At 52.3% G+C, this 19,092-nt stretch carries 19 protein-coding genes; 7 read left to right on the top strand and 12 right to left on the bottom strand.

Annotated elements, in window-relative coordinates; translation table 11 throughout:
• Positions 1 to 126 precede the first annotated feature (126 nt).
• Positions 127 to 324 carry a cold shock domain-containing protein gene (locus DFP95_RS00475; RefSeq protein ID WP_115990602.1) on the bottom strand — a complete coding sequence of 66 codons (198 nt, stop codon included), beginning with the start codon at positions 322 to 324 and terminating at the stop codon, positions 127 to 129.
• Between the two features lie 89 nt (positions 325 to 413).
• A complete protein-coding gene (locus DFP95_RS00470; protein WP_115990600.1) occupies positions 414 to 1,142 on the bottom strand; it encodes a class I SAM-dependent methyltransferase in 729 nt (242 codons plus the stop codon).
• 211 nt (positions 1,143 to 1,353) lie between these two features.
• On the opposite strand from DFP95_RS00470, the gene DFP95_RS00465 reads away from it, so the two are divergent.
• From DFP95_RS00465 to DFP95_RS00445, 4 genes are all read left to right on the top strand, one after another.
• Positions 1,354 to 1,587 (top strand): hypothetical protein, encoded by a 234-nt coding sequence (locus DFP95_RS00465; protein WP_115990598.1) that lies wholly within the window; start codon positions 1,354 to 1,356, stop codon positions 1,585 to 1,587.
• A gap of 29 nt (positions 1,588 to 1,616) precedes the next feature.
• Positions 1,617 to 1,796, top strand: coding sequence for a hypothetical protein (locus DFP95_RS00460; RefSeq protein WP_115990596.1), 180 nt, complete (start codon positions 1,617 to 1,619; stop codon positions 1,794 to 1,796).
• A 231-nt stretch (positions 1,797 to 2,027) separates the two neighbouring features.
• Complete coding sequence (gene pepF / locus DFP95_RS00450; RefSeq protein ID WP_115990592.1) at positions 2,028 to 3,818, top strand: oligoendopeptidase F; 1,791 nt, start codon at positions 2,028 to 2,030, stop codon at positions 3,816 to 3,818.
• 21 nt (positions 3,819 to 3,839) lie between these two features.
• Complete coding sequence (locus DFP95_RS00445; protein ID WP_115990590.1) at positions 3,840 to 4,376, top strand: YfiT family bacillithiol transferase; 537 nt, start codon at positions 3,840 to 3,842, stop codon at positions 4,374 to 4,376.
• A gap of 49 nt (positions 4,377 to 4,425) precedes the next feature.
• Here the strand turns inward: DFP95_RS00445 and DFP95_RS00440 are convergent, their stop codons facing one another.
• The 4 genes from DFP95_RS00440 to DFP95_RS00425 all read right to left on the bottom strand — a co-directional run bounded on the left by DFP95_RS00440 (position 4,426) and on the right by DFP95_RS00425 (position 8,223).
• Positions 4,426 to 4,929, bottom strand: a complete 504-nt coding sequence (locus DFP95_RS00440; protein ID WP_115990588.1) for a DNA-deoxyinosine glycosylase — start codon at positions 4,927 to 4,929, stop codon at positions 4,426 to 4,428.
• Between the two features lie 100 nt (positions 4,930 to 5,029).
• Positions 5,030 to 5,860 carry a carbohydrate ABC transporter permease gene (locus DFP95_RS00435; RefSeq protein WP_115990586.1) on the bottom strand — a complete coding sequence of 277 codons (831 nt, stop codon included), beginning with the start codon at positions 5,858 to 5,860 and terminating at the stop codon, positions 5,030 to 5,032.
• Positions 5,860 to 6,738: a carbohydrate ABC transporter permease gene (locus tag DFP95_RS00430; protein ID WP_115990584.1), complete on the bottom strand. Its 879-nt coding sequence runs from the start codon at positions 6,736 to 6,738 to the stop codon at positions 5,860 to 5,862. Before DFP95_RS00430 ends, DFP95_RS00435 begins: the two co-directional genes overlap by 1 nt.
• Before the next feature lie 96 nt (positions 6,739 to 6,834).
• Positions 6,835 to 8,223, bottom strand: a complete 1,389-nt coding sequence (locus DFP95_RS00425) for an extracellular solute-binding protein (RefSeq protein WP_115990582.1) — start codon at positions 8,221 to 8,223, stop codon at positions 6,835 to 6,837.
• 243 nt (positions 8,224 to 8,466) lie between these two features.
• Here DFP95_RS00425 and DFP95_RS00420 point away from each other — a divergent pair, with 243 nt between their 5' ends.
• The 3 genes from DFP95_RS00420 to DFP95_RS00410 all read left to right on the top strand — a co-directional run bounded on the left by DFP95_RS00420 (position 8,467) and on the right by DFP95_RS00410 (position 10,996).
• Complete coding sequence (locus DFP95_RS00420) at positions 8,467 to 9,192, top strand: MBL fold metallo-hydrolase (protein WP_115990580.1); 726 nt, start codon at positions 8,467 to 8,469, stop codon at positions 9,190 to 9,192.
• Complete coding sequence (locus tag DFP95_RS00415) at positions 9,189 to 9,749, top strand: TetR-like C-terminal domain-containing protein (protein ID WP_115990578.1); 561 nt, start codon at positions 9,189 to 9,191, stop codon at positions 9,747 to 9,749. The genes DFP95_RS00420 and DFP95_RS00415 overlap by 4 nt, the downstream gene beginning before the upstream one ends.
• 125 nt (positions 9,750 to 9,874) lie before the next feature.
• Positions 9,875 to 10,996 carry an HD domain-containing phosphohydrolase gene (locus DFP95_RS00410; protein WP_245987252.1) on the top strand — a complete coding sequence of 374 codons (1,122 nt, stop codon included), beginning with the start codon at positions 9,875 to 9,877 and terminating at the stop codon, positions 10,994 to 10,996.
• A gap of 84 nt (positions 10,997 to 11,080) precedes the next feature.
• Here DFP95_RS00410 and DFP95_RS00405 read toward each other — a convergent pair whose 3' ends face one another.
• From DFP95_RS00405 to DFP95_RS00380, 6 genes are all read right to left on the bottom strand, one after another.
• Entirely contained in the window at positions 11,081 to 11,737 is a 657-nt protein-coding gene (locus tag DFP95_RS00405) for a fumarylacetoacetate hydrolase family protein (protein ID WP_115990574.1), read from the bottom strand.
• A complete protein-coding gene (locus DFP95_RS00400; RefSeq protein WP_245987250.1) occupies positions 11,730 to 12,584 on the bottom strand; it encodes a glycerophosphodiester phosphodiesterase in 855 nt (284 codons plus the stop codon). The genes DFP95_RS00405 and DFP95_RS00400 overlap by 8 nt, the downstream gene beginning before the upstream one ends.
• Positions 12,559 to 13,806 carry a CapA family protein gene (locus DFP95_RS00395; protein ID WP_115990572.1) on the bottom strand — a complete coding sequence of 416 codons (1,248 nt, stop codon included), beginning with the start codon at positions 13,804 to 13,806 and terminating at the stop codon, positions 12,559 to 12,561. The genes DFP95_RS00400 and DFP95_RS00395 overlap by 26 nt, the downstream gene beginning before the upstream one ends.
• A gap of 152 nt (positions 13,807 to 13,958) precedes the next feature.
• Positions 13,959 to 15,554 (bottom strand): beta-N-acetylhexosaminidase, encoded by a 1,596-nt coding sequence (nagZ, locus tag DFP95_RS00390; protein WP_115990570.1) that lies wholly within the window; start codon positions 15,552 to 15,554, stop codon positions 13,959 to 13,961.
• Between the two features lie 13 nt (positions 15,555 to 15,567).
• Complete coding sequence (locus DFP95_RS00385) at positions 15,568 to 17,199, bottom strand: response regulator (protein ID WP_115990568.1); 1,632 nt, start codon at positions 17,197 to 17,199, stop codon at positions 15,568 to 15,570.
• Positions 17,199 to 19,049, bottom strand: a complete 1,851-nt coding sequence (locus DFP95_RS00380; RefSeq protein WP_181907191.1) for a cache domain-containing sensor histidine kinase — start codon at positions 19,047 to 19,049, stop codon at positions 17,199 to 17,201. Before DFP95_RS00380 ends, DFP95_RS00385 begins: the two co-directional genes overlap by 1 nt.
• Positions 19,050 to 19,092 lie beyond the last annotated feature (43 nt).

Below are 19,092 nucleotides of genomic sequence, written 5' to 3'. Positions count from 1 at the left end.
CCAAAAATAGTGTACCATTTTGCCTCCGACGAGGTCAAAGGATACAATAGAAGACCCCCGGCATCTGCCGAGGGTCAAGTTGCTGATTTCGTGATATGTTAATAAGTCGGGCGCTTCAAGCGCGACTTACAGCTTAACCACGTTCGAGGCTTGCGGACCGCGATTTCCTTGCGTGATTTCAAATTCCACCGCTTGGCCTTCTTCTAATGTTTTGAAACCGTCGCTTTGAATGGCAGAGAAATGAACGAATACATCGTTCCCGTCTTCGATGGAGATAAAACCGTAACCCTTCTCCGCGTTGAACCACTTAACTGTTCCTCTCAAATGAAAAACCTCCTAAAATCTCGCCGTTCAGCCGACGAATAAGATAATTATACCCGGAATTTCCCTTTTTTGCAAGATATCCAAAGTCGTCAAAAATCCGATTTAACCAAGCGTAGCAAGGGACTTGGGACGGGCGTGAAGGGCAAAGCGGTGGGTAAATATTCCTCCTGCGCTAGGTCTTTAAGCTCTCTTAAAATATCGGAAATGAAAGGATATCTCTCCCATTTCAAGTTGATTAAGGGATATATTCTCAATTCTCCGCCGGGCCTCAGCACGCGAAACAACTCCTTTATCGCTGCCTGATGGAATTCCCGGTCGAAGCTGTCCGCGTATAGAAATAGAAAATGGCTACACAAGATGAGGCCGAATGCGTCATTCTCGAAGGGCAAGCTCGGCAGCGAAGCGGAATAATATCTTTTACGGGCTTCCGTTTTGCGGAAATCTTCGGCAAACAACTCCAAAGATCGTTCTCTCATAGCCCTATGATTGCCCGGCGAACCGTAAAAGCTCCAATCATAGATGTCAGACATCGCGGCAAGCTTGGCCGAAGAGACCTCGATCTCTTTACGCGCCATCGCTATGACCTCCTCCGTCTCCCCCGCGTAGAATGGATCGACCGCGACCGCCGGAAAACCCATAGCGTTCAAATGAGCAGTGAACGAGGAAGCTCCCCCCGCTACGTCTAATACGGGACCCATGCGCTCCAAATCCGTCTCCGTCAACCCGAACATCAAGCGATACTCTTCGTAAGACCGGCAAGTGGAGGCAACTCCCGCCTGCGGGTAAGCTTGAGGCTTGGACTTGTTTACCATCATCATGATTTCTTTTCTCCTCTCGTCTCGTCTAGCTCGTCTCTTCTCGACTCATGTTTCTCATTGATCGTACTCCCAGCATCGGCTCGGATTCCCAGTAGAATCCCATATCCCGCATGCGGTGTCAACCTGTATTTTCCAATGCTACGTTGATTTCTACGTTCATCTCTTCTATGATGAGAAAAACGGCACAGCATGCCGGAGTCAGGAGACTATCATGTTCGCTAAACACACCGTCTATAAGCACGATAACTACAATATGCTCACTGTAGAGGTTCAAGGAAAAACACTTGTCGTCCGGGAAATTTCGGATCAATGGGGAGAAATCTGCCATAAGTTTCTAAGCCGACCGGAATTGATGGATTGGGCGGGGAAGAGATTTCTGCCTATCGACTTTCCCGACGGCGAAGAAGGACTCCGCCTTACGATGGAGAAGTTGAAATCGATTTAACTCCTTTACAAGGAAGGAAGTTCACGTTAATGAATACCGAAGCGACGGTTATTTTCATCATTGCGTCTTTCGGCTTGGCAGTCGTTCTGATTCTCTCGCGAGAACGAATTCCGGAACAGCTGCGTCGGCCGATGGCAATCATTTCTATTTTTTTGGTGCTATTCGCCTTTTTCCTCATCGTCTACAGCTTCTTCCGAATTGGCGCTTAAATCGGACTAAGCTGATAAACCTAGCAGGAAAGGACATACTATTCCGGTAACTTATTCCGTTCTCGGAGGCGTTCCATGAAGCCGTATGTTCTGCCGCTCGCCGCCCTTATGGCGTCGTCGTCGTTCCTGTGCGTTCCCGCATCCAGCATGATCGCTTCCGTTACTTCGATACCATCGGGCGCGGAAGCGATCAACATCGCCGATAATATGACTAGGAGGTTGACTTTGCCCATGAAACAAGTAGCCAAACGTACCGAAACCCCGCAGGAGCACCGATGGAAACTCGAGGATTTGTACCCGAACCAAGCCGCTTGGGATGCCGAATTCAGCCGTGTTAAAGGACTGATCGGAGAAATTACCAGCTATCAGGGTAAATTGCAGGACGCTGCTTCCATCGCCAAATGTTTTGCCTTGGAGGACGACATCTCCCTGTTGACCGAACGCTTATACGTCTACGCCAATATGAGACATCATGAAGATACCGCCGAGCCGTCCTATCAGGCATTATCGGATAAATCCAAGAAGATTAGCGTCGAGGTTGGCGAAGCTGCTTCCTTCATCACTCCGGAAATACTGGGCTTGTCCGAACAACAGCTGACCGGACTTATCGCGGATCCTTCCCTTGCTAAATACAAGCGTACGCTAGAGGAGATGCTCCGCCAGAAGCCGCACATCTTGTCCAAGAACGAAGAATCGTTGCTTGCGCAAGCCGGCAACATCTCGCAAGCCCCAGGCACGATATTCGGCATGCTCAACAACGCCGACCTGAAATTCCCTAAAGTGAAGAACGAGCAAGGCGAAGAAGTCGAGTTAACCCACGGGCGCTACATTCAATTCTTGGAAAGCAAAAACCAGGAAGTTCGTCGCGATGCTTTCAAAGCGATGTACGACACGTACGGCAAATGGAAAAACACGCTAGCCTCGACCCTTAACGCCAACGTGACCAAGAACCTGTTCTACGCCAAAGCTCGCCATTATCCGTCCGCTCTGGAAATGTCGTTATACGGCGACAACATTCCGCAATCCGTATACGACAACCTGATCTCCACGATTCACGAATACTTGCCGCTTATGCACAGATACATGGAGCTTCGCAAAAAACTTCTGAAGCTGGACGAATTACATATGTACGATCTTTTCGCGCCGCTAGTCGAAGAGTTCGATATGGACATCACCTATGAGCAGGCGAAAACCAAAGTCTACGAAAGCCTTGCCCCGCTCGGGGACGACTACCGCAAAGTGCTTCAAGAAGGCTTCGACGGCCGCTGGATCGATATTTACGAGAACGAAGGCAAACGCAGCGGTGCCTACAGCTGGGGAGCGTTCGGTACGCATCCTTACGTATTGCTCAACCATAACGATAATTTGAACAGCATGTTTACTTTGACGCACGAGATGGGCCATGCCCTGCATTCCTACTACTCCGACAAAAACAACGACTATCGGGATGCGCAATATACGATATTCCTTGCCGAGGTTGCTTCGACGCTGAACGAAGCGTTGCTTATGAACAACTTGCTCGAGAAGTCCACGGATCCGAAGGAGAAAATGTATCTTCTCACTTATTACGCCGACCAATTCCGTACTACGGTGTTCCGTCAGACGATGTTCGCGGAATTCGAGAAGATCATTCACGAGAAAGCGGAGCAAGGCGAAGCGTTAACTCCGCAGGAGTTGAGCTCGATCTACTACGATCTCAATCTGAGCTATTACGGCAAAGGAATGGTCGTGGATAAAGACATCGAGATGGAATGGGCGCGCATTCCCCATTTCTACAACAGCTTCTACGTGTTCAAATACGCTACGGGCTTCTCCGCGGCGACAAGCTTCGCCAAACAAATTCTCGACGAAGGGAAGCCCGCGGTCGATCGGTATCTCGGCTTCTTGAAGAGCGGGGGCAAAGACTATTCCATCAACATCCTGAAGGAAGCCGGCGTGGATATGTCTACGCCCGAGCCGATTCGCCAAGCGATGAGCGTGTTCGAAGAGTTGATCGAGCAAATGGAGCAGCTTACAAAATAACCGCGAGAGGGGAAACTTGCGATGTCAGATGAGTTGGAACAATTAAAATATCCGATAGGGCAATTTCAATACGACGGGGAAACGAATGCGGAAACGCGTTTAAGTCGGATCGAGGAGCTGTCTGAAACCGCCTCTCGCCTTCGCCGGGCAGTCGAAGGATTATCCGACGAACAGCTCGATACGCCTTACAGGCCGGGCGGTTGGACGGTAAGACAGGTCGTCCACCACGTAGCGGATGCCTCGATGAACGGCTTCACCCGGACCAAGCTGGCTTTGACCGAGGAGCAACCTTCGATCAAAGCTTTCGAGGAAAACGAATGGGTTAAGCTATACGATTCCAACATGATGCCCGTGGAATCTTCGCTGAAGATTCTCGAGGGCATTCACGAACGAATGGACGCCTTATTGCGTTCCCTTCCGGCTGAATCATTCTCGAGAGGCTTCCTGCATCCCGCTAGCGGCTTTAACGCGCTGGATAGGCTGCTTGCCTACTTCTCGTGGCACGGAAAGCATCACACGGCCCATATCACGTCTTTACGCTCGCGCAACGGTTGGTAAGCTCCGATAATCATAACAGCCAGGTAGAGGACTCCCTCTCCCTGGCTGTTTATTTGTCCAGTAATGTTCGCCAAACCTGTAATCGATCGTCTAATCCGCGATAGTCTCTTGTCGGAATCGGACTCGTGGACGGCATGCGCAGCACCTTTCTCAGCCTGATTTCCGGATCGGTGCCGAAATGCTTCATTAGCTCGGAATACGACTTCGTCCCGTTGCATGCAAGAACTTCTATATTAGGATATACGGCCAGCAGTCCGGGTATATCGTTCGGGATGGCCAGCTTGATATTGCTGTCCAAGCTTCCAACCCTCTCGCAGCTCGCGATGACATCCCACAGCGCGACACCGTTCTCCAATGCGAACGTTATCCTTCCCTCATATTCCTCGTCGGGCTCTCTTCCCCCTCCGAACAAACCGTATACGATTCGCCAGAGATAGTTCCGCGCGTTCCCGTAATATTGGTGAGCCTGCAACGAAGCTACGCCCGGCATGCTGCCAAGCACAAGAATACGCGACCTTGCGTCGACGATCGGGGGAAACGAGTTCACGTTCACGTGCGGCGCCCTCCTCTCCAATCACTCTCCTCTTTATAACACAACAAAGCGTTGCCCTCCAGTCGGAGAGCAAAGCCTATGATGTTCCTTGATTCGAATACTAACCTTTAACGCTACCCGCCGTAATTCCTTCGATGATCTGCTCTTGCAGAAACGCGTACAGGATCAATACGGGAGTTACGCTGAACACGATACCCGTGCATATCAACGCGTAGTTCGTTTGATAAGCGTCCCTGAACCCGACCATCCCGGTCGGCAACGTTCGGAGCGCGTCCTTGCTGATGAAAAAGCTGGCCAACAAATACTCGTTCCAGTTGCCGAGAAAATTGATGATGAATACGGTGACCAACGCCGGAATCGTAAGCGGAAGCACGATGCGCGCGAACAATCCCGGCGCGCTCAGTCCATCGATAATAGCCGCTTCTTCGAGCTCGACTGGAATGGCTTTCATGAACGCGGCGATCAGCAGCACGCTGAACGGCAGAGCCCCCGCGGTGTAAGGCCAGAATAGTGCCCAATGCTTACCTAGAATGTGCAGATCCATCATCAGAATATATTGGGCGATGAATAATACGTTACCTGGGATCAGCATCCCGAGCAGAATGACTTGGTAGATAAGCTTGCTCGCGAATTTGAATTTCATCCTCGTAAGGGCGAATGATGTTCCGGCGGCGAGCAGAACTCCCAACACGGCGGAGGATACCCCGAGGTATGCGCTGTTCCAGAAATAAACGTCTATGCTCGCTTGAACCCATGCGTCTACGTAGTTCTGGAAATACAAGGCTTTCGGAAAAGCAAACGGCGCTTGCGCGATTTCCACGTTATTTTCCTTCAAGGAGGAGAAGACGACGAAGACGAAAGGGAACAAAATAATGACGACGTAGACCATCAAAACGATGTGCGGAATTGTTTTTTTGAGCGAGGCCGGCATTAGTATTCAATCCTTTCCGTCTTACCGAGCGTAAGCTGATAGATAGCCGTGAAAACCAGAGCGAACGCGAAGATTATAATGGATAACGCCATGCCGTATCCGTAATCGCCGTACTTAATCGCTTTATTGACCATGTAGGAAGCCATAACCTCCGTGGATCCTGCGGGACCGCCGTTCGTCATGACGAGGACGATATCGACGACCCTCATCGCGCCGGCAATGGATAACATAACGACGACGGATATAATCGGTTTGATCAAAGGAATGGTCAAGTACCACGCGCGTTGCGTAGCGTTCGCCCCGTCGATGGCCGCCGCCTCGTCGATGTCCTTGGGAATCGCGAGAATGGCAGCCAGTATGAGTACAATATAAAAACCGACCCACTGCCACGCATTGGTTAGCAGTATCGCGATCATGGCCCACTTGGAATCCGCCAACCAATAGATCGGTTCGATTCCGAAAAACTTGAGGCCAGCCGAGATCGGTCCAATGTCCGGATCATAGATGAAGCCCCACAAAATACCGATAACGGATGTGGACAGGATCGACGGAATGAATACCGTCGTTTTGTAAAATCCCTTGAAGCGCTTTACGTTGCTTATTAACAACGCGAATAAAACGATGACGGGAACTTGAAGCCCCACCGAGAAAACGATGAAATACATGTTGTTGATAATGGCGCTGCGGAAATTCCGATCTCCGAACGCCGTCTCGAAATTAGCCCAACCCATAAATTTCGTTTCTTCCAATCCGTTCCAGTTCGTGAAGGCGTAGAAAACCGACGAGAACATGGGATACAGGAAAAACAATCCGTACAGCGCAATCGTCGGAATGATGAACATTAAGTAGGCCGCGGGATTTCTAAGCGCGTTTTTCATGGTTCCTCCCCACTATGGAAAAGGAGGCCCGCCCACTCGGGGCGGGCGGTGCCTCCTCACCAAACTTCCAGCTAGATGATGGCTCTTGTCTGTCTTTTACTTCGAGTTCTCGACTTCTTGTACCTTTTGGATCGCGTCTCCGACTTCTTGCGCGCTCGCTTTTTCGGCGATCAGCTTTTGCAATTGAAGCTCGGTTTCGCTGTATACCGGTTTTTGGGCGATAGCATCGAAGTGAACGAAAGTCGAACCGGCTGCTTTCATAACGTCGAGTACTTGTTTAACTACCGGATCCGTGACTTGCGCCAGGGACTCGTCGGACAGCTTCATGGAAGGAAGAACGCCGTCTTCCAGCAATCCTCGCAGCTGCATCTCATCGTTGTACAGGTTCTTGATGAACGATGTCACTGCTTTCAATTCATTCTCGTCCAGGTCGGAAGAGAATCCGTAGCCGTTACTGAAGTTCGCGTTAAGCGAGGTTTGATCGCCGGCAGCGTTAGGAAGAGCAGGTAGGGCGACGAATCCGACTTTACCCGCCATGCCGGCAGCTACCGCGCCTTCTTTGAACGCGGACGAACGCCAGCTTCCGTCGAACATCATGCCCGCTTTGCCGGCCGCGAAATCATTCAGCATATCGTCATAGGATTTGCCGAGCTCGCCTTTGGTGAAGTAACCGTTCTTGACCCAATCTTGGTACAGGGTATAGGCCGATACGACTTCCGGGGAGTTCCATTTAACGTCGCCGGTTACGATGCCGTTCGGGAATCCGTTGGCATAACGGCCAACCAATGTGCCTACGAGCATGTTTGGTACCCAAGCCGCTTGGGAACCCATTGCGAAAGGAGTGATTCCTTTTGCCTTTAAAGTGTCCGCCGCTTTAACCAAGTCATCCCACGTCGTTGGAGCGTTCAAGCCATTCGCTTGGAACAGCTCCGTGTTGTAGAATACGCCCTCGACGGAGCCGCCGATCGGCAAGCCGTAGATCTTGCCATCCAACGTAAATTGGCCGAAAACGTTAAGGAATTTGTCTTTGATGCCCAATTCTTCGATGATCGGCGTCAGGTCTAGCAAACGACCGGCTTTCGCGTATTTCAGCGCGTCCGCGTTACCGCCGAATAAGTCGAAGATTTTCGGAGGGTTGCCTGCCGCCATTTCGGCGGGAAGCTTGGTGAACCGGTTAACCGCGTCTTCGATGCCGTCAAGCTCGAACGTCACGCCCGGCACTTCCGCTTCCGTACGTTTAACTACTTCATCCAGAATCGCTTTACGGAATTTCTGCGGATCGCCGATTTGAATGTGGCGAAGCGAAACGGTGAAAGGCTCAACCGTTTCTTCGCTCGGTGAAGCCGCTTCGGAAGCCGGGGCGCTAGCCGAAGACGACGCGCTTGAAGATGCCGTGCCGTTATTGTTGTTTTTACCGCCGCATGCCGCTAGTAACGTCGACATAGCAAGAATCAGGGTAAGCATGACTGTTGCGTTTCTTTTCACTTGGTAGACCTCCCAAAGGTATGTGTTTATTGCTTACTCTCTTATTGTAAGAGTAAATTCCCTCGAAGTAAGGGAGTCAAACAACTAACGGAGGGATAAGATCATCTTGAACCTTTAGCCGGCATTTTCGCTCCCGTAATCGGCTATTCTAGCGACTCCTCCGCTTATATGGAATTTCCCTCTTGCAAAAACTAATGATATTAGTTATTATAATAACATGATTAGTAAATGGAGGCGTTGAAGATGAAAAAAACGACTTGGGGTCCCGTAACCCAGCTTATATTCCTGCCCAGACTTTTCCCGTTAAACTGCTATCTGGTCGAAGAAGACGGCGGCGTAACGTTAATCGACGCATGCATGCCATTCGTCGCCAAAGGCATACATGCCGCCATTCAAGCTACCGGAAAGCCATTGACCCGTATCTTGCTCACGCATGCCCATGATGATCATATCGGCGCGGTTCCTTATTTGAAAGAGAAATATCCGGAAGTTAAAATCGGGATTTCCCGCAGGGACGATGCGGTTCTGAAAGGCGATCGCTCCTTGTTGCCGAATGAAGCTCAAGTACCGATTAAAGGCGGCGTGCCGAAAAAAGCTCCGTTCGAGCCCGATTTCCTTTTCGACGATAACGACCGGTTCGGCTCCCTCGTAGCCGTTGCTACTCCGGGTCATACTCCCGGGCATTTCGCTTTTCACGAAACGATAAGCAACACGGTTATCGCGGGCGACGCGTTCCAAGCCAAAGGCGGCTTTGCCGTATCCGGCACCTTGAAGTGGAAGTTCCCGTTCCCGGCGTTGGCCACGTGGCATGCGCCGACCGCTATCGCAAGCGCTCATAGAGTATTAAAGCTAAATCCTACCCTATTGGTGGTCGGCCATGGTCCCGCCCTCCTTCAGCCCGCCGCCGAAATAAAACGGGCGCTTGTCGAAGCCGAACAACGCCAGAACAGCAGGAGGAATACAGGATGAGAGCCGGAATCAAGCCCGAAATCGTCATTGCGGCCGCGGCGGATATCGCCGATCGTAACGGATGGGATCAGATTACTTTGGCGAACGTCGCGGGGCAATTAGGAATCAAAACTCCTTCTCTCTATAACCATGTGGATGGACTTCCCGACCTGCGTCTAAAGCTTAGCCTGCATGCTCATCGATTGCTAGAGAATCGACTTAACGACGCGGCTATTGGACAATCGGGCAAACAGGCCCTTATCGAAATCGGCAAAACCTACGTGCAATTCGTACGGCTGCATCCGGGTCTATACGAAGCCATCATTCGCTTAAACGATTCTAATCATCCCGGATTGGAAGAGTCGAAGACGAATATCCTGAATCTGTTTATTCGCTTGATGAAGCCTCTCGGCGTCCCTCAAGAGGAGACTACGCACGCGATAAGGGGATTGCGAAGCTTGGTTCACGGCTTCGCGTCTTTGGAATCGACGGGAGGCTTTCAGATGAAAGAGGACTTGATGGAGAGCATTTCAAAAGCGATCACTTATTACATCGATGGATTGGTCGCCCACTTTTAATCATTTCGCCATTCCTCGTAAAAAGCAACTCTTTCCATGGAAGGAGTTGCTTTTTTTAATGCTTTTGCAGGATTCGACATTATTCTCTCGAATAAGGGTATGGACGGGCTAAGGAGTGAATGCGGATGTATAAAATAGAGCTGTCGCCGGAAGATTTATTGCGAATCATATTCGACTATACGGCAAAGATAGCAAGCGAACAGAAATTAAACGCGGTGCTCGTGCTCATGGCCAACATGGGACGGGAAATGATCCTCTCCGATAGATGCACGGTATGGCTTATCGATGACGCTAACCACCAATTGTACACGACCGTTGCTCACGGGGTCGACGAAATCCGCATCCCGTACGGAACGGGTCTGGTCGGCAGCGCCATCCAATCCGGAGAGCCCATTATTATCGAGGACGCGTACAACGACCCTAGACATAATGCCGAGAATGATCGAAAAACCGGTTATCATACGAAATCGATCATTACGGTCCCCTTCCGAAACAATGACGGAGAAATCATCGGAGCGTACCAAGCGATCAATAAATTGACCGAAATCGGCTATTTTACGACGCGCGATCTGGATATGCTGTCTTTGGCGGCCTCCTATGCGGGTAAGTCTTTGGAGTCCGTCATGCTGCATCAGGAGATTATCGATACGCAACGCGAGATTATCTCGACGATGGGCGAGATCGGCGAGATCCGGTCGAAGGAAACGGGCAATCACGTTAAACGCGTCGCCGAATACTCGTACATCCTTGCGCTAGGACTCGGACTTGGCGTCAATCAAGCCGAATTGCTCCGAACGGCGTCTCCCATGCATGATATCGGCAAGGTCGCCATCCCCGACGCCGTATTAAACAAACCGGGCAAGCTCACGGCGGAGGAATACGATATCATCAAATCCCATACGAATATCGGCTATCAGCTGTTGAAGGGATCAAAGAGGGAGTTGCTTCGCACGGCTTCTATCGTCGCGGAGCAGCATCATGAGAAATGGGACGGCAGCGGCTACCCTTCGGGCAGGAAAGGCGAGGAAATCCATATTTTCGGCAGAATTACGGCCGTCGCGGACGTCTTCGACGCCTTAAGCGCCGAACGGGTATACAAAGCCGCATGGCCGCTCGAGAAGATCGAAAATCTGTTCCGAGAGGAACGCGGACGGCATTTCGATCCCGACGTCGTCGACGTTTTCTTCGCTCAGTTGCCCAAGCTGTTGGATATTCGGCAAAGGCTTACCGACGAAGCCGGCGAATAACGAAAAAGGAGCTAGTCCAGGTACGTTCTCCCTGGCTAGCTCCTTTTTCGTCTGCGAAAGCATGGGATTAACGATCTCCTATCGTTATCCCTCCAGCTTCACTCGGGAACGGCCTAAGCTTTCTTCGTTCCACCATACCTCCAACAAATCTCCATCACTAAGCGAACCGACTCCCGCAGGCGTTCCCGTATAGATCAAATCTCCGGTCGACAAGCCAAAGTTGCTCCCGACATGATCCGCGATTCGCTGAAGATCGAACACCATATCGCGAGCGTTCCCCCTCTGAACTTGCTCATTGTTGATAAGAAGGCCGAAATCGGAAGCTTGCATCGCGAGTTCTCCCGAAAAAGGGTGCCATCTCCCCAATGTGGCGGAATTCCGGAATCCTTTGGCGGCGAGCCACGGGTGCCCTTTCGCCTTCAGCTTATCCTGGACGTCCCTGAGAGTTAGATCCAACCCTACCGTGAACGATGAAAACAAATCATCGCAGCTGATACCCGCTTCGTACTGGCGTCCCACGGCAAAAACAAGTTCAGCTTCATAGTGCACGCTTCCTTGAGAGGCGGGAAGAACGAGCTCGTTACCCGTCATCTCGAAGATGGCGTGAGTCGGCTTCGTGAATATCATCGGCGAGGTCGGAACCTCGTTTCCGAGCTCGGCGGCGTGGAGCCTGTAATTGCGGCCTACGCAATATATGTTACGGAATGACTCTGGGGACAAAAGTACTCTATTCTCATTCATGGGATCCATTCTCCTCTTTCATGACCGCGTACCAGCGGTCCGGGTAGTTCGTGCATATTTGGAAAGGCTCAGGACGCGAAGATAGCCTGCGCAGATCGGAAACCGAATTCACCGTCCAAGCCATGACGTCGATGGACGATTCCGCCGTCTGCTGAAGCAAACGTTCGTTCAAGCTTCGAAATCCGATCGATAGATAATCGGCGCCTATCGCTTTAATCTTCTTGATCAGATCCGCGGGGCGATCGTCGATAATCAATCCCGTCCTCACGGATTGGGAATGTCGACGGACTGCTTCCAAAATATCCGGTTGAAACGACGTAATAACGACCTCTTGCTCGATTTGGCGGGCACGAATAACCTCCACGGCCCTGCGGGCCAATAGATCCCGGTCGACATAGTCGCCTTTCAGCTCGATGTTGAGCCTGCAGCTCCCCGACGCAAACGCTATGACCTCGTCCAACGTCGGTACTCCTTCAGCCGAGAAGGAAGGATGAAACCAGCTTCCCGCATCTAAGACGCCAAGTTCCTTCGCCGTCAGTTCCTTCACTCTTCCCTGCCCGTTCGTCGTTCTCTTCAACGTGCCGTCGTGAATGACGACCGGAACTTCGTCGCGCGACAGATGCACGTCCAGTTCCATCCAGCTTACGTAAGATTGGCTTAGCGCTAATCGAAAAGCAGCCATCGTATTCTCGGGCGCCTGTCCCGAGAAGCCCCTATGGGCAACGCAAGGATGCAGCGCGGCGCGTTTGGCGAGATTCATAACCCTGACTCCTCTCGTAGGAAAACGAAACGGCAAATTAACGAGTCCCTTCGCTCCGTGTTTAATTCCTTGCCACAATCGTTCCATCCTCCTCCACGGAGGCTCCGTAAGATAATTCGGATAACTGTGCGAGCAATGCTTTACCAGCGGTTTCTTCCATTGGCGCAGGCTGCGAATTCGTCGCGAACATCGGTTGGAACTTTAATGCGCACGAACCGTCCTTACCGCATTCGGCGCTTAACACGCCAGTTTCCGACGTCTTCAACGAAGACGTCGTGGAGAATACGAAGTTCCCTAAGCTATACGCGATCCATTTATCCTTATAGAACTCGAAGCCTTGCAACACATGCGGATGCGAACCCACGACGATATCGGCTCCCGCATCGACGAACCGATGGGCGAGGTCCGTCTGATGAGCGACGGGGCGGTCGGCTCTCTCCACTCCCCAGTGCACCATAACGACGACGATATCCGCGTTTTCCTTCGCTTCCTTTATTGCCGCGACCGCGCGATCCGGCGAGTAAGCTTCGGCGACCCCCGGGTGGGAGCGATCCGCCTTCCAGGACACATCGGGCACGACGCGCGTTACGCTAACGAAACCAACCGTTATTCCATTGCTTTCTATGTATGCGGGAGAGAACGCTTCGCGATCGTCGTTGCCCGAACCCGCGTGCTGGAGATCGGCATCGTCCAAGGCGTCCATCGTATCGCTCAACCCTTCCCATCCGTAATCCAGGGTATGATTGTTCGCGAGCGACAAGAAATCGAATCCCGCTTCCTTCAATGCCGGTACGGCTTCCGCCGCGCCCCGAAAGACGTATTGCTTGTCCTCCGCCGGCGTCCCTCTGGCCGTGATCGGAGTTTCCAGATTACCCGCCGCGATGTCCGCGGCTTCCAGTACGGGCCTGGCTTTAAGAAACGGGTAATCGTAGCCGTTAATCTTCATCAGATCCAATACCTTCGCCGCCGGCAAAATGTCGCCGACCAGCGCAAGCGATACCGAATCGCCGTCCGTCTCCGGCGCGGCCGAGGCTTCGTCGTAAGAGGGACTCGCCTCCGGCTCCGCCTCGGAAGCCGGTTCGGGATCTAGCGGTTCGGAAGCATCGCTCCCGGGCGAACCTATGCTTTGAGCATGCGGTTGACCCGTCGTTGTCCCATCCCCTCCCGAACCGTTCCGGGACTGCCAGACAAGTACGGCCGCCACCGCGATGCAACCGATGAGAATGCCGTTAACGAGAAGCAGCATTCGAGTCTTGCTGCGGCGCTTCGACTTTTGTTGATGTTGCGTTCGGGATCGCGAATAAGTCATGAATAGTACCGTCCTTCCGACTATCTCCTGCCCGTTATTATACAACAAGGAGCACGTAAAAACGACTTCGCCGTCCTTTAATTATACGAAAAAGACGATTTCGCCTCATCATTAAACGAGGAAAATCGCCATTTTTTTCGCCGTATAGCTCTTTATTCTTCGGTGGACTCTCTCGCGTAAGCACCAATCGTAACCGGCTGCTTCGCTTGAACGGGAAGGTCTCCCGATAGTATTCCTGCTAAAGCGGTCATCATCGCGGGTTTATTCTCGTACGTGCACAGGTAAATCGGAGCTTCCGGCGCAACGAGCAGATCGTACGGCGTTCTCATGGAAACCCATACGAACTTAAAGCTATCGCTTGAGGCAAGCTCGCGAATCAATTCCGTTTGCCCGGAAGAAAATCCGGCATCGTAGGAAGCGAAGACGAGCGTTGCGTTTCCGGCCGCCGCCGCCGCCCGTACTTGAGCGGCTTCTTCCGCGCTCGGATCGATTCCGATTCTAAGCTCCTCGATCCGGAAGCCGGCTTGCGCCAACGCGGCTCCGAGCGTCCACTCTTGGCTAATGACCTCGATCACCTCGGTGCCAACCCGCGCTTCGGTCCAGACGACAAGAGTCATGCCCTCCTTGGTTAACGGAAGCTGGTTACCGCCCTTAACTACCGTAACGGCTTGCTCGCATAACAGACGTTGCACTTCTTCCGCGCGATCCCGGTTCGTGACCGGAGCCTCGCTTCCGAACAATCCGCTCGTTTGCTTAAGCTGCCATATCCGCCTAGCCGCTTCATCGATTCGGGATTCCGGTATTTCGCCCGTCATGACGGCTTCCATAACGGCTTCCAAAGCAGCCGTCTGCCGGTCCAACCTGTGGCTTACCAAGATGAAATCCGCTCCGGCTTTAATCGCCTCCACGGCTCCCCTGGCGACGCCGATCGTCTCCGCGATGGCGTTCATTTCCAAGCAATCGGTTACGATAACGCCCTTGAAGCCCAGTTGATCGCGCAGTAACCCCGTTAAGATGCGTTCCGATAGCGTAGCCGGAATGCCCGTAGGCTCGAATGCGGGAAATACGACATGCGCCGTCATGATAGCGTCCACGCCTTGCTCTATCGCATGTCGGAACGGAAGCAATTCCACTTCGTTCAGCCTGTCGATCGCGTGCGGCACCGAAGGCAGCTCATGATGGGAATCCGCCGCCGTATCGCCATGTCCGGGAAAATGCTTAGCTACGGCTACGACGCCGCCTTTTCGGTATCCGTCGATAGCCGCGGTTCCCAACTTGGCAACGCGAGCGGGATCTTCTCCGTATGAGCGTACCCCGATAACCGGATTCAGCGGATTATTGTTCACGTCCAAGCAAGGAGCGAAGTTCATGTTGATGCCGATATCCCGCAGCTCCGCTCCCGACCATCGGGCTGCTTCGCGGGACAGATCCGCGTTCCCGGCCGCGCCTTGCGCCATCGCCCCGGGCATAACCGTTACCCCTTCTTCCAGGCGAACGACCATCCCGCCTTCCTGGTCGATCGCGATAAACAACGGCTCGGCGGATACCTCCTGAAGCTTAGCGGACAGCGAATCGACTTGAGCAGCGTCCTTCACGTTCCTACGGAAATAGATGACTCCGCCGATTCCGTAATCCTTGATCAAACTAACGATATCCGCCGTCGGCTCCAGTCCATCGAACCCGCACATAAACAGCTGACCGATTTTCTCCTTTAATCCCATTCGTTCGAAGCCTTGATTGGCAGTCATTATTTTCTCCCCTTTACTTCTCGTATTTCGCCCACGCCGGAGGCTCGGCTCCGGTGTGATTCTGCTGTCGCTCCCGATATTCCGACGGAAGCATGCCCGTATACTTACTGAACACTCTGGTGAAGTAACGCCTTTCGGCGTATCCGACCATCTGGCCCACTTGCGTGACGCTTTTATCGCTAAGGGCGAGCAAGGACTTCGCCATTTCCATTCTTTGCTTCGTTACGTATTCGACGAACGTTTCGCCGAGATGCTGCTTGAATAACAGACTGAAATAGCTGCCGCTTATGCCTAAATAATCGGCGAGCAAGTCGATGCTCAGCTCCGTAGACAAATTGCGTTCAATATAATCTCTCGCGGACAGCATAAGGACGTCGCTTGTCTTCTTCTTCATGACGCTCTCGAGCGATTGGTCCACGAGCCTGTTTATGACCAGCAACGTCTCGCGAATGCCGTGATGCTGGTCGATCTGGCTCCAGACGGCAAGCTCTTCTTCGCGGCTGATGACTTCCATCGCATGCATTTCCCTCAGCAAGTGAATGCAAAGGTAATGCACGATCGGCGCGACCCGTTCGAACGAAGCCTCGGGAAGCGATCTAAAGCTATCGTTCAGCTCCTTTAAGGCGATCTCGGTCCGCCTGCGATCGCATCTCTTCAAGCCCGTCACCATCTCTTCGATGCGATCCCACAATTGCTGGGAGGTGTCGGCGTTCCCTCTGACCTTCTCCGATACGATGACTTCCTTGTTCCCCGACGGGGACAGATTGAGCGAACGCTGCAAGCTCTTGTACGTCTTGGCCAATTGCTTCAAGGAAACCTCGGACGGATGAAGCGCGATTCGAATATTCAGCTTCAGATAGCTTTCAACCGCGTAGCGCAGCTTCTCTCCCCACGTCAAACATTGCTCCCGGTTGAACAGGTCGGGAGCCGACCTCTCGATCAGGACGCACCATTCCCCGCTGCGAACTTGCAGCACCGAATGAGGCACTTCGAACGATACGAGGTTCTCTTGCAAAATATTGTGGATCGCGAAGTTCCACAGCTTCCGCTCCTTATCGTCCCAAGTGCGCTCCCGTTTGGAATAATCCGCAACGTCGACCAGCATCATAGCGAACGCGAGGTTCTCTCCGTCCTCTTCGTCTAGCTTCATGAAAGGCCGGCTCGTTGCTCCTCCCAAATCGACGATTCGATCATACAATGCTTTCTCGTAAGCCAGATGGAATACCTGCTTCCATTCCTTCTGCATGGATAGCTGCTCGATGCTTCTCTCCCGAATGCCTTCCGCGAGCCGCTTAATCGTTTCCGCGAGCTCATCGTAATCGATCGGCTTCAGGATGTAATCCCTCACCTCGTAACGAATGACCGAACGAACGTAGCTGAAATCCTGATACCCGGTCATCATGATGACTTCCGCTTCCGCGTCGAATTCCCGAAGAGCGCCCAGAAACTCGATTCCGTCCATAACCGGCATCCGTATATCGCACAGGACAAGCTCGGGGCGATACTCCCGGCAAACCTCCAGCGCTTGCTCCCCGTTGCGAGCCGTTCCGATCAGCTCGATATCGAGGGTATCCCACGGGATAACCGCCTGCAAATTTTTTAATATATTCACTTCGTCGTCGACCAGAAGCGCTTTAAGCTTCATTAGGAATCACTCCCCGCCGTTTGCGGAATCAGACATTTAATAATCGTTCCTTGTCCTGTCCCGCTGCACAGAATAAGACCGTATCCATTCCCGTAGTGAATGCGCACGCGATCCGCGACGTTTCCGACTCCCAGCCCTCGGCGTTCCCCGGTTTCCGGAGATTCTTCGTACATTTGCTCCAACGTCGTCATCCCGCCGGATACGAATTTCGCCATTTGCTGTTCGGAAATACCGATTCCGTTGTCCTCGATGAAAAAAGCGATGTTGCGACCTTCTTCTCTGGCCGTGACATGAATTCGTCCCATATAATCGATGCCTTCGAACCCGTGCTGTATGCTGTTCTCCACCAATGGCTGAAGAGTCAGCTTCAATATCGTATTGGTCATGAGCTCCCTCGGAACGTCGATCGAATACTCGAACAGCTCCTCGAAGCGGTATTTTTGAATTTCAAGATAACTCGTTAGATGCTCGAGCTCCTGCTCGATCGTGATTTCTTCCTTCTGCTGAATGCTTATCCGGAAAATGTTCGCAAGCCTCTGCACCATCTTGCTAACCTTCCGTCCCTCGTTCTGTACCGCCAGAATATTGATGGATTCTAGCGCGTTAAACAAAAAATGAGGCTTGATCTGGGCTTGAAGCAGCATCATCTCGGCTTTGCGCTTGCGCGATTGCTCCTGCTTCACGTCGTCAAGCAGCTCGGATACCCGCGTAACCAAGCTATTAAAGCCTCTGGCCAGCGTAGTCGTCTCGTCTTTGCCGACGATGGGCACTCGAGTGGAGAGATCGCCCCGTTCAACCTGACGCATGGCCCTTACCACGCGCACGATAAAAGTAACCGTACGGCGGACGAACATGAGATTGAAAGCAAGCGCGAGAATAAGCGAGATCAACGTGATGACGACCATCGACCTAAGCACGATCGCCATGTCCCCGGACAAATACTGCCATGAGGTAACCATGACCAGCTTCCAATTTCCTACTCCCAATCTTTGAAGCTGCAAATCCTGAACGGAAACAAGGCTTTTGTGTCCGTCGAACGTCAAGGTTTCGCTTTGGGGCTTGCGGCTCTTCAGGTCGATCCCTTTAACCGTATCCACGTACCGCGAGATAAATTCTCCTTCGGCGGCCGATTCGTTGTCGAATACGACTTTGCCGTTGCCGGCGACGATAAGAAACCGCCGATCGAGCTTCCCCTGGCTGCTGTAGAAGCTGAATATCCGATTCAGTTCGCTCAGTTGAAATCTCGTTACGAGAATCCCCTTGCTTGTAAGCGAATCGATGTCGAGCAGAACCCGAATTTGCGTAAACAGGTTATTCTCGCCCGTGAGCTTCACGTCTTCGTTAGGACCTACCCATACGGGAGCCCCGTTCTTCCTCAGCACTTCCTTGTAGATCGGATTGCTCTCGAGATCCTCTCGGGCTATGGGCGTATCCTTGGTGAAGTTGACGGTAGCCTGCTCACCATTCGTGCTGTATAACGTAACGGACTTGATGCCGGGGTAGGTCAAGAGCACTCTCTCGTTAAGGCGCTGCTTCTCCAACAATTGCTCATAGTCCGGACTCCGCTTGGAATCTGCCCCATTCTCCGGCGCTCCTCCGTTCGAGTCGATCGATTGCTCGACGGATTCCACGCTATCCTCCGTCGTTACCCAGAAGTCGGAGAAGTAGTTGGCCTCTTTGATCATGTTATTAATATTCCGGCCGATCGCCTTCAGAGTTAACTCCGTCTGTTCCGCGTACTTCTCCTGCGTCACATTTTGGAACACCAAATACGACACGCTGCCCAACACGAACAAAGGAACGATAATGAACGCGAAAAATGCGGCGAAAAAGCGTTTGCTCAAGCTCATCTGGTGGCGTCCGTCCTCTCGATATGTTGTCTTGATTATAGCA

This window comes from Cohnella lupini, assembly GCF_003386205.1.
GTDB classification, from domain to species: domain Bacteria; phylum Bacillota; class Bacilli; order Paenibacillales; family Paenibacillaceae; genus Cohnella; species Cohnella lupini.
Note: the sequence above shows the minus strand (reverse complement) of the source record. Positions and strands in the feature narration are given on the sequence as shown.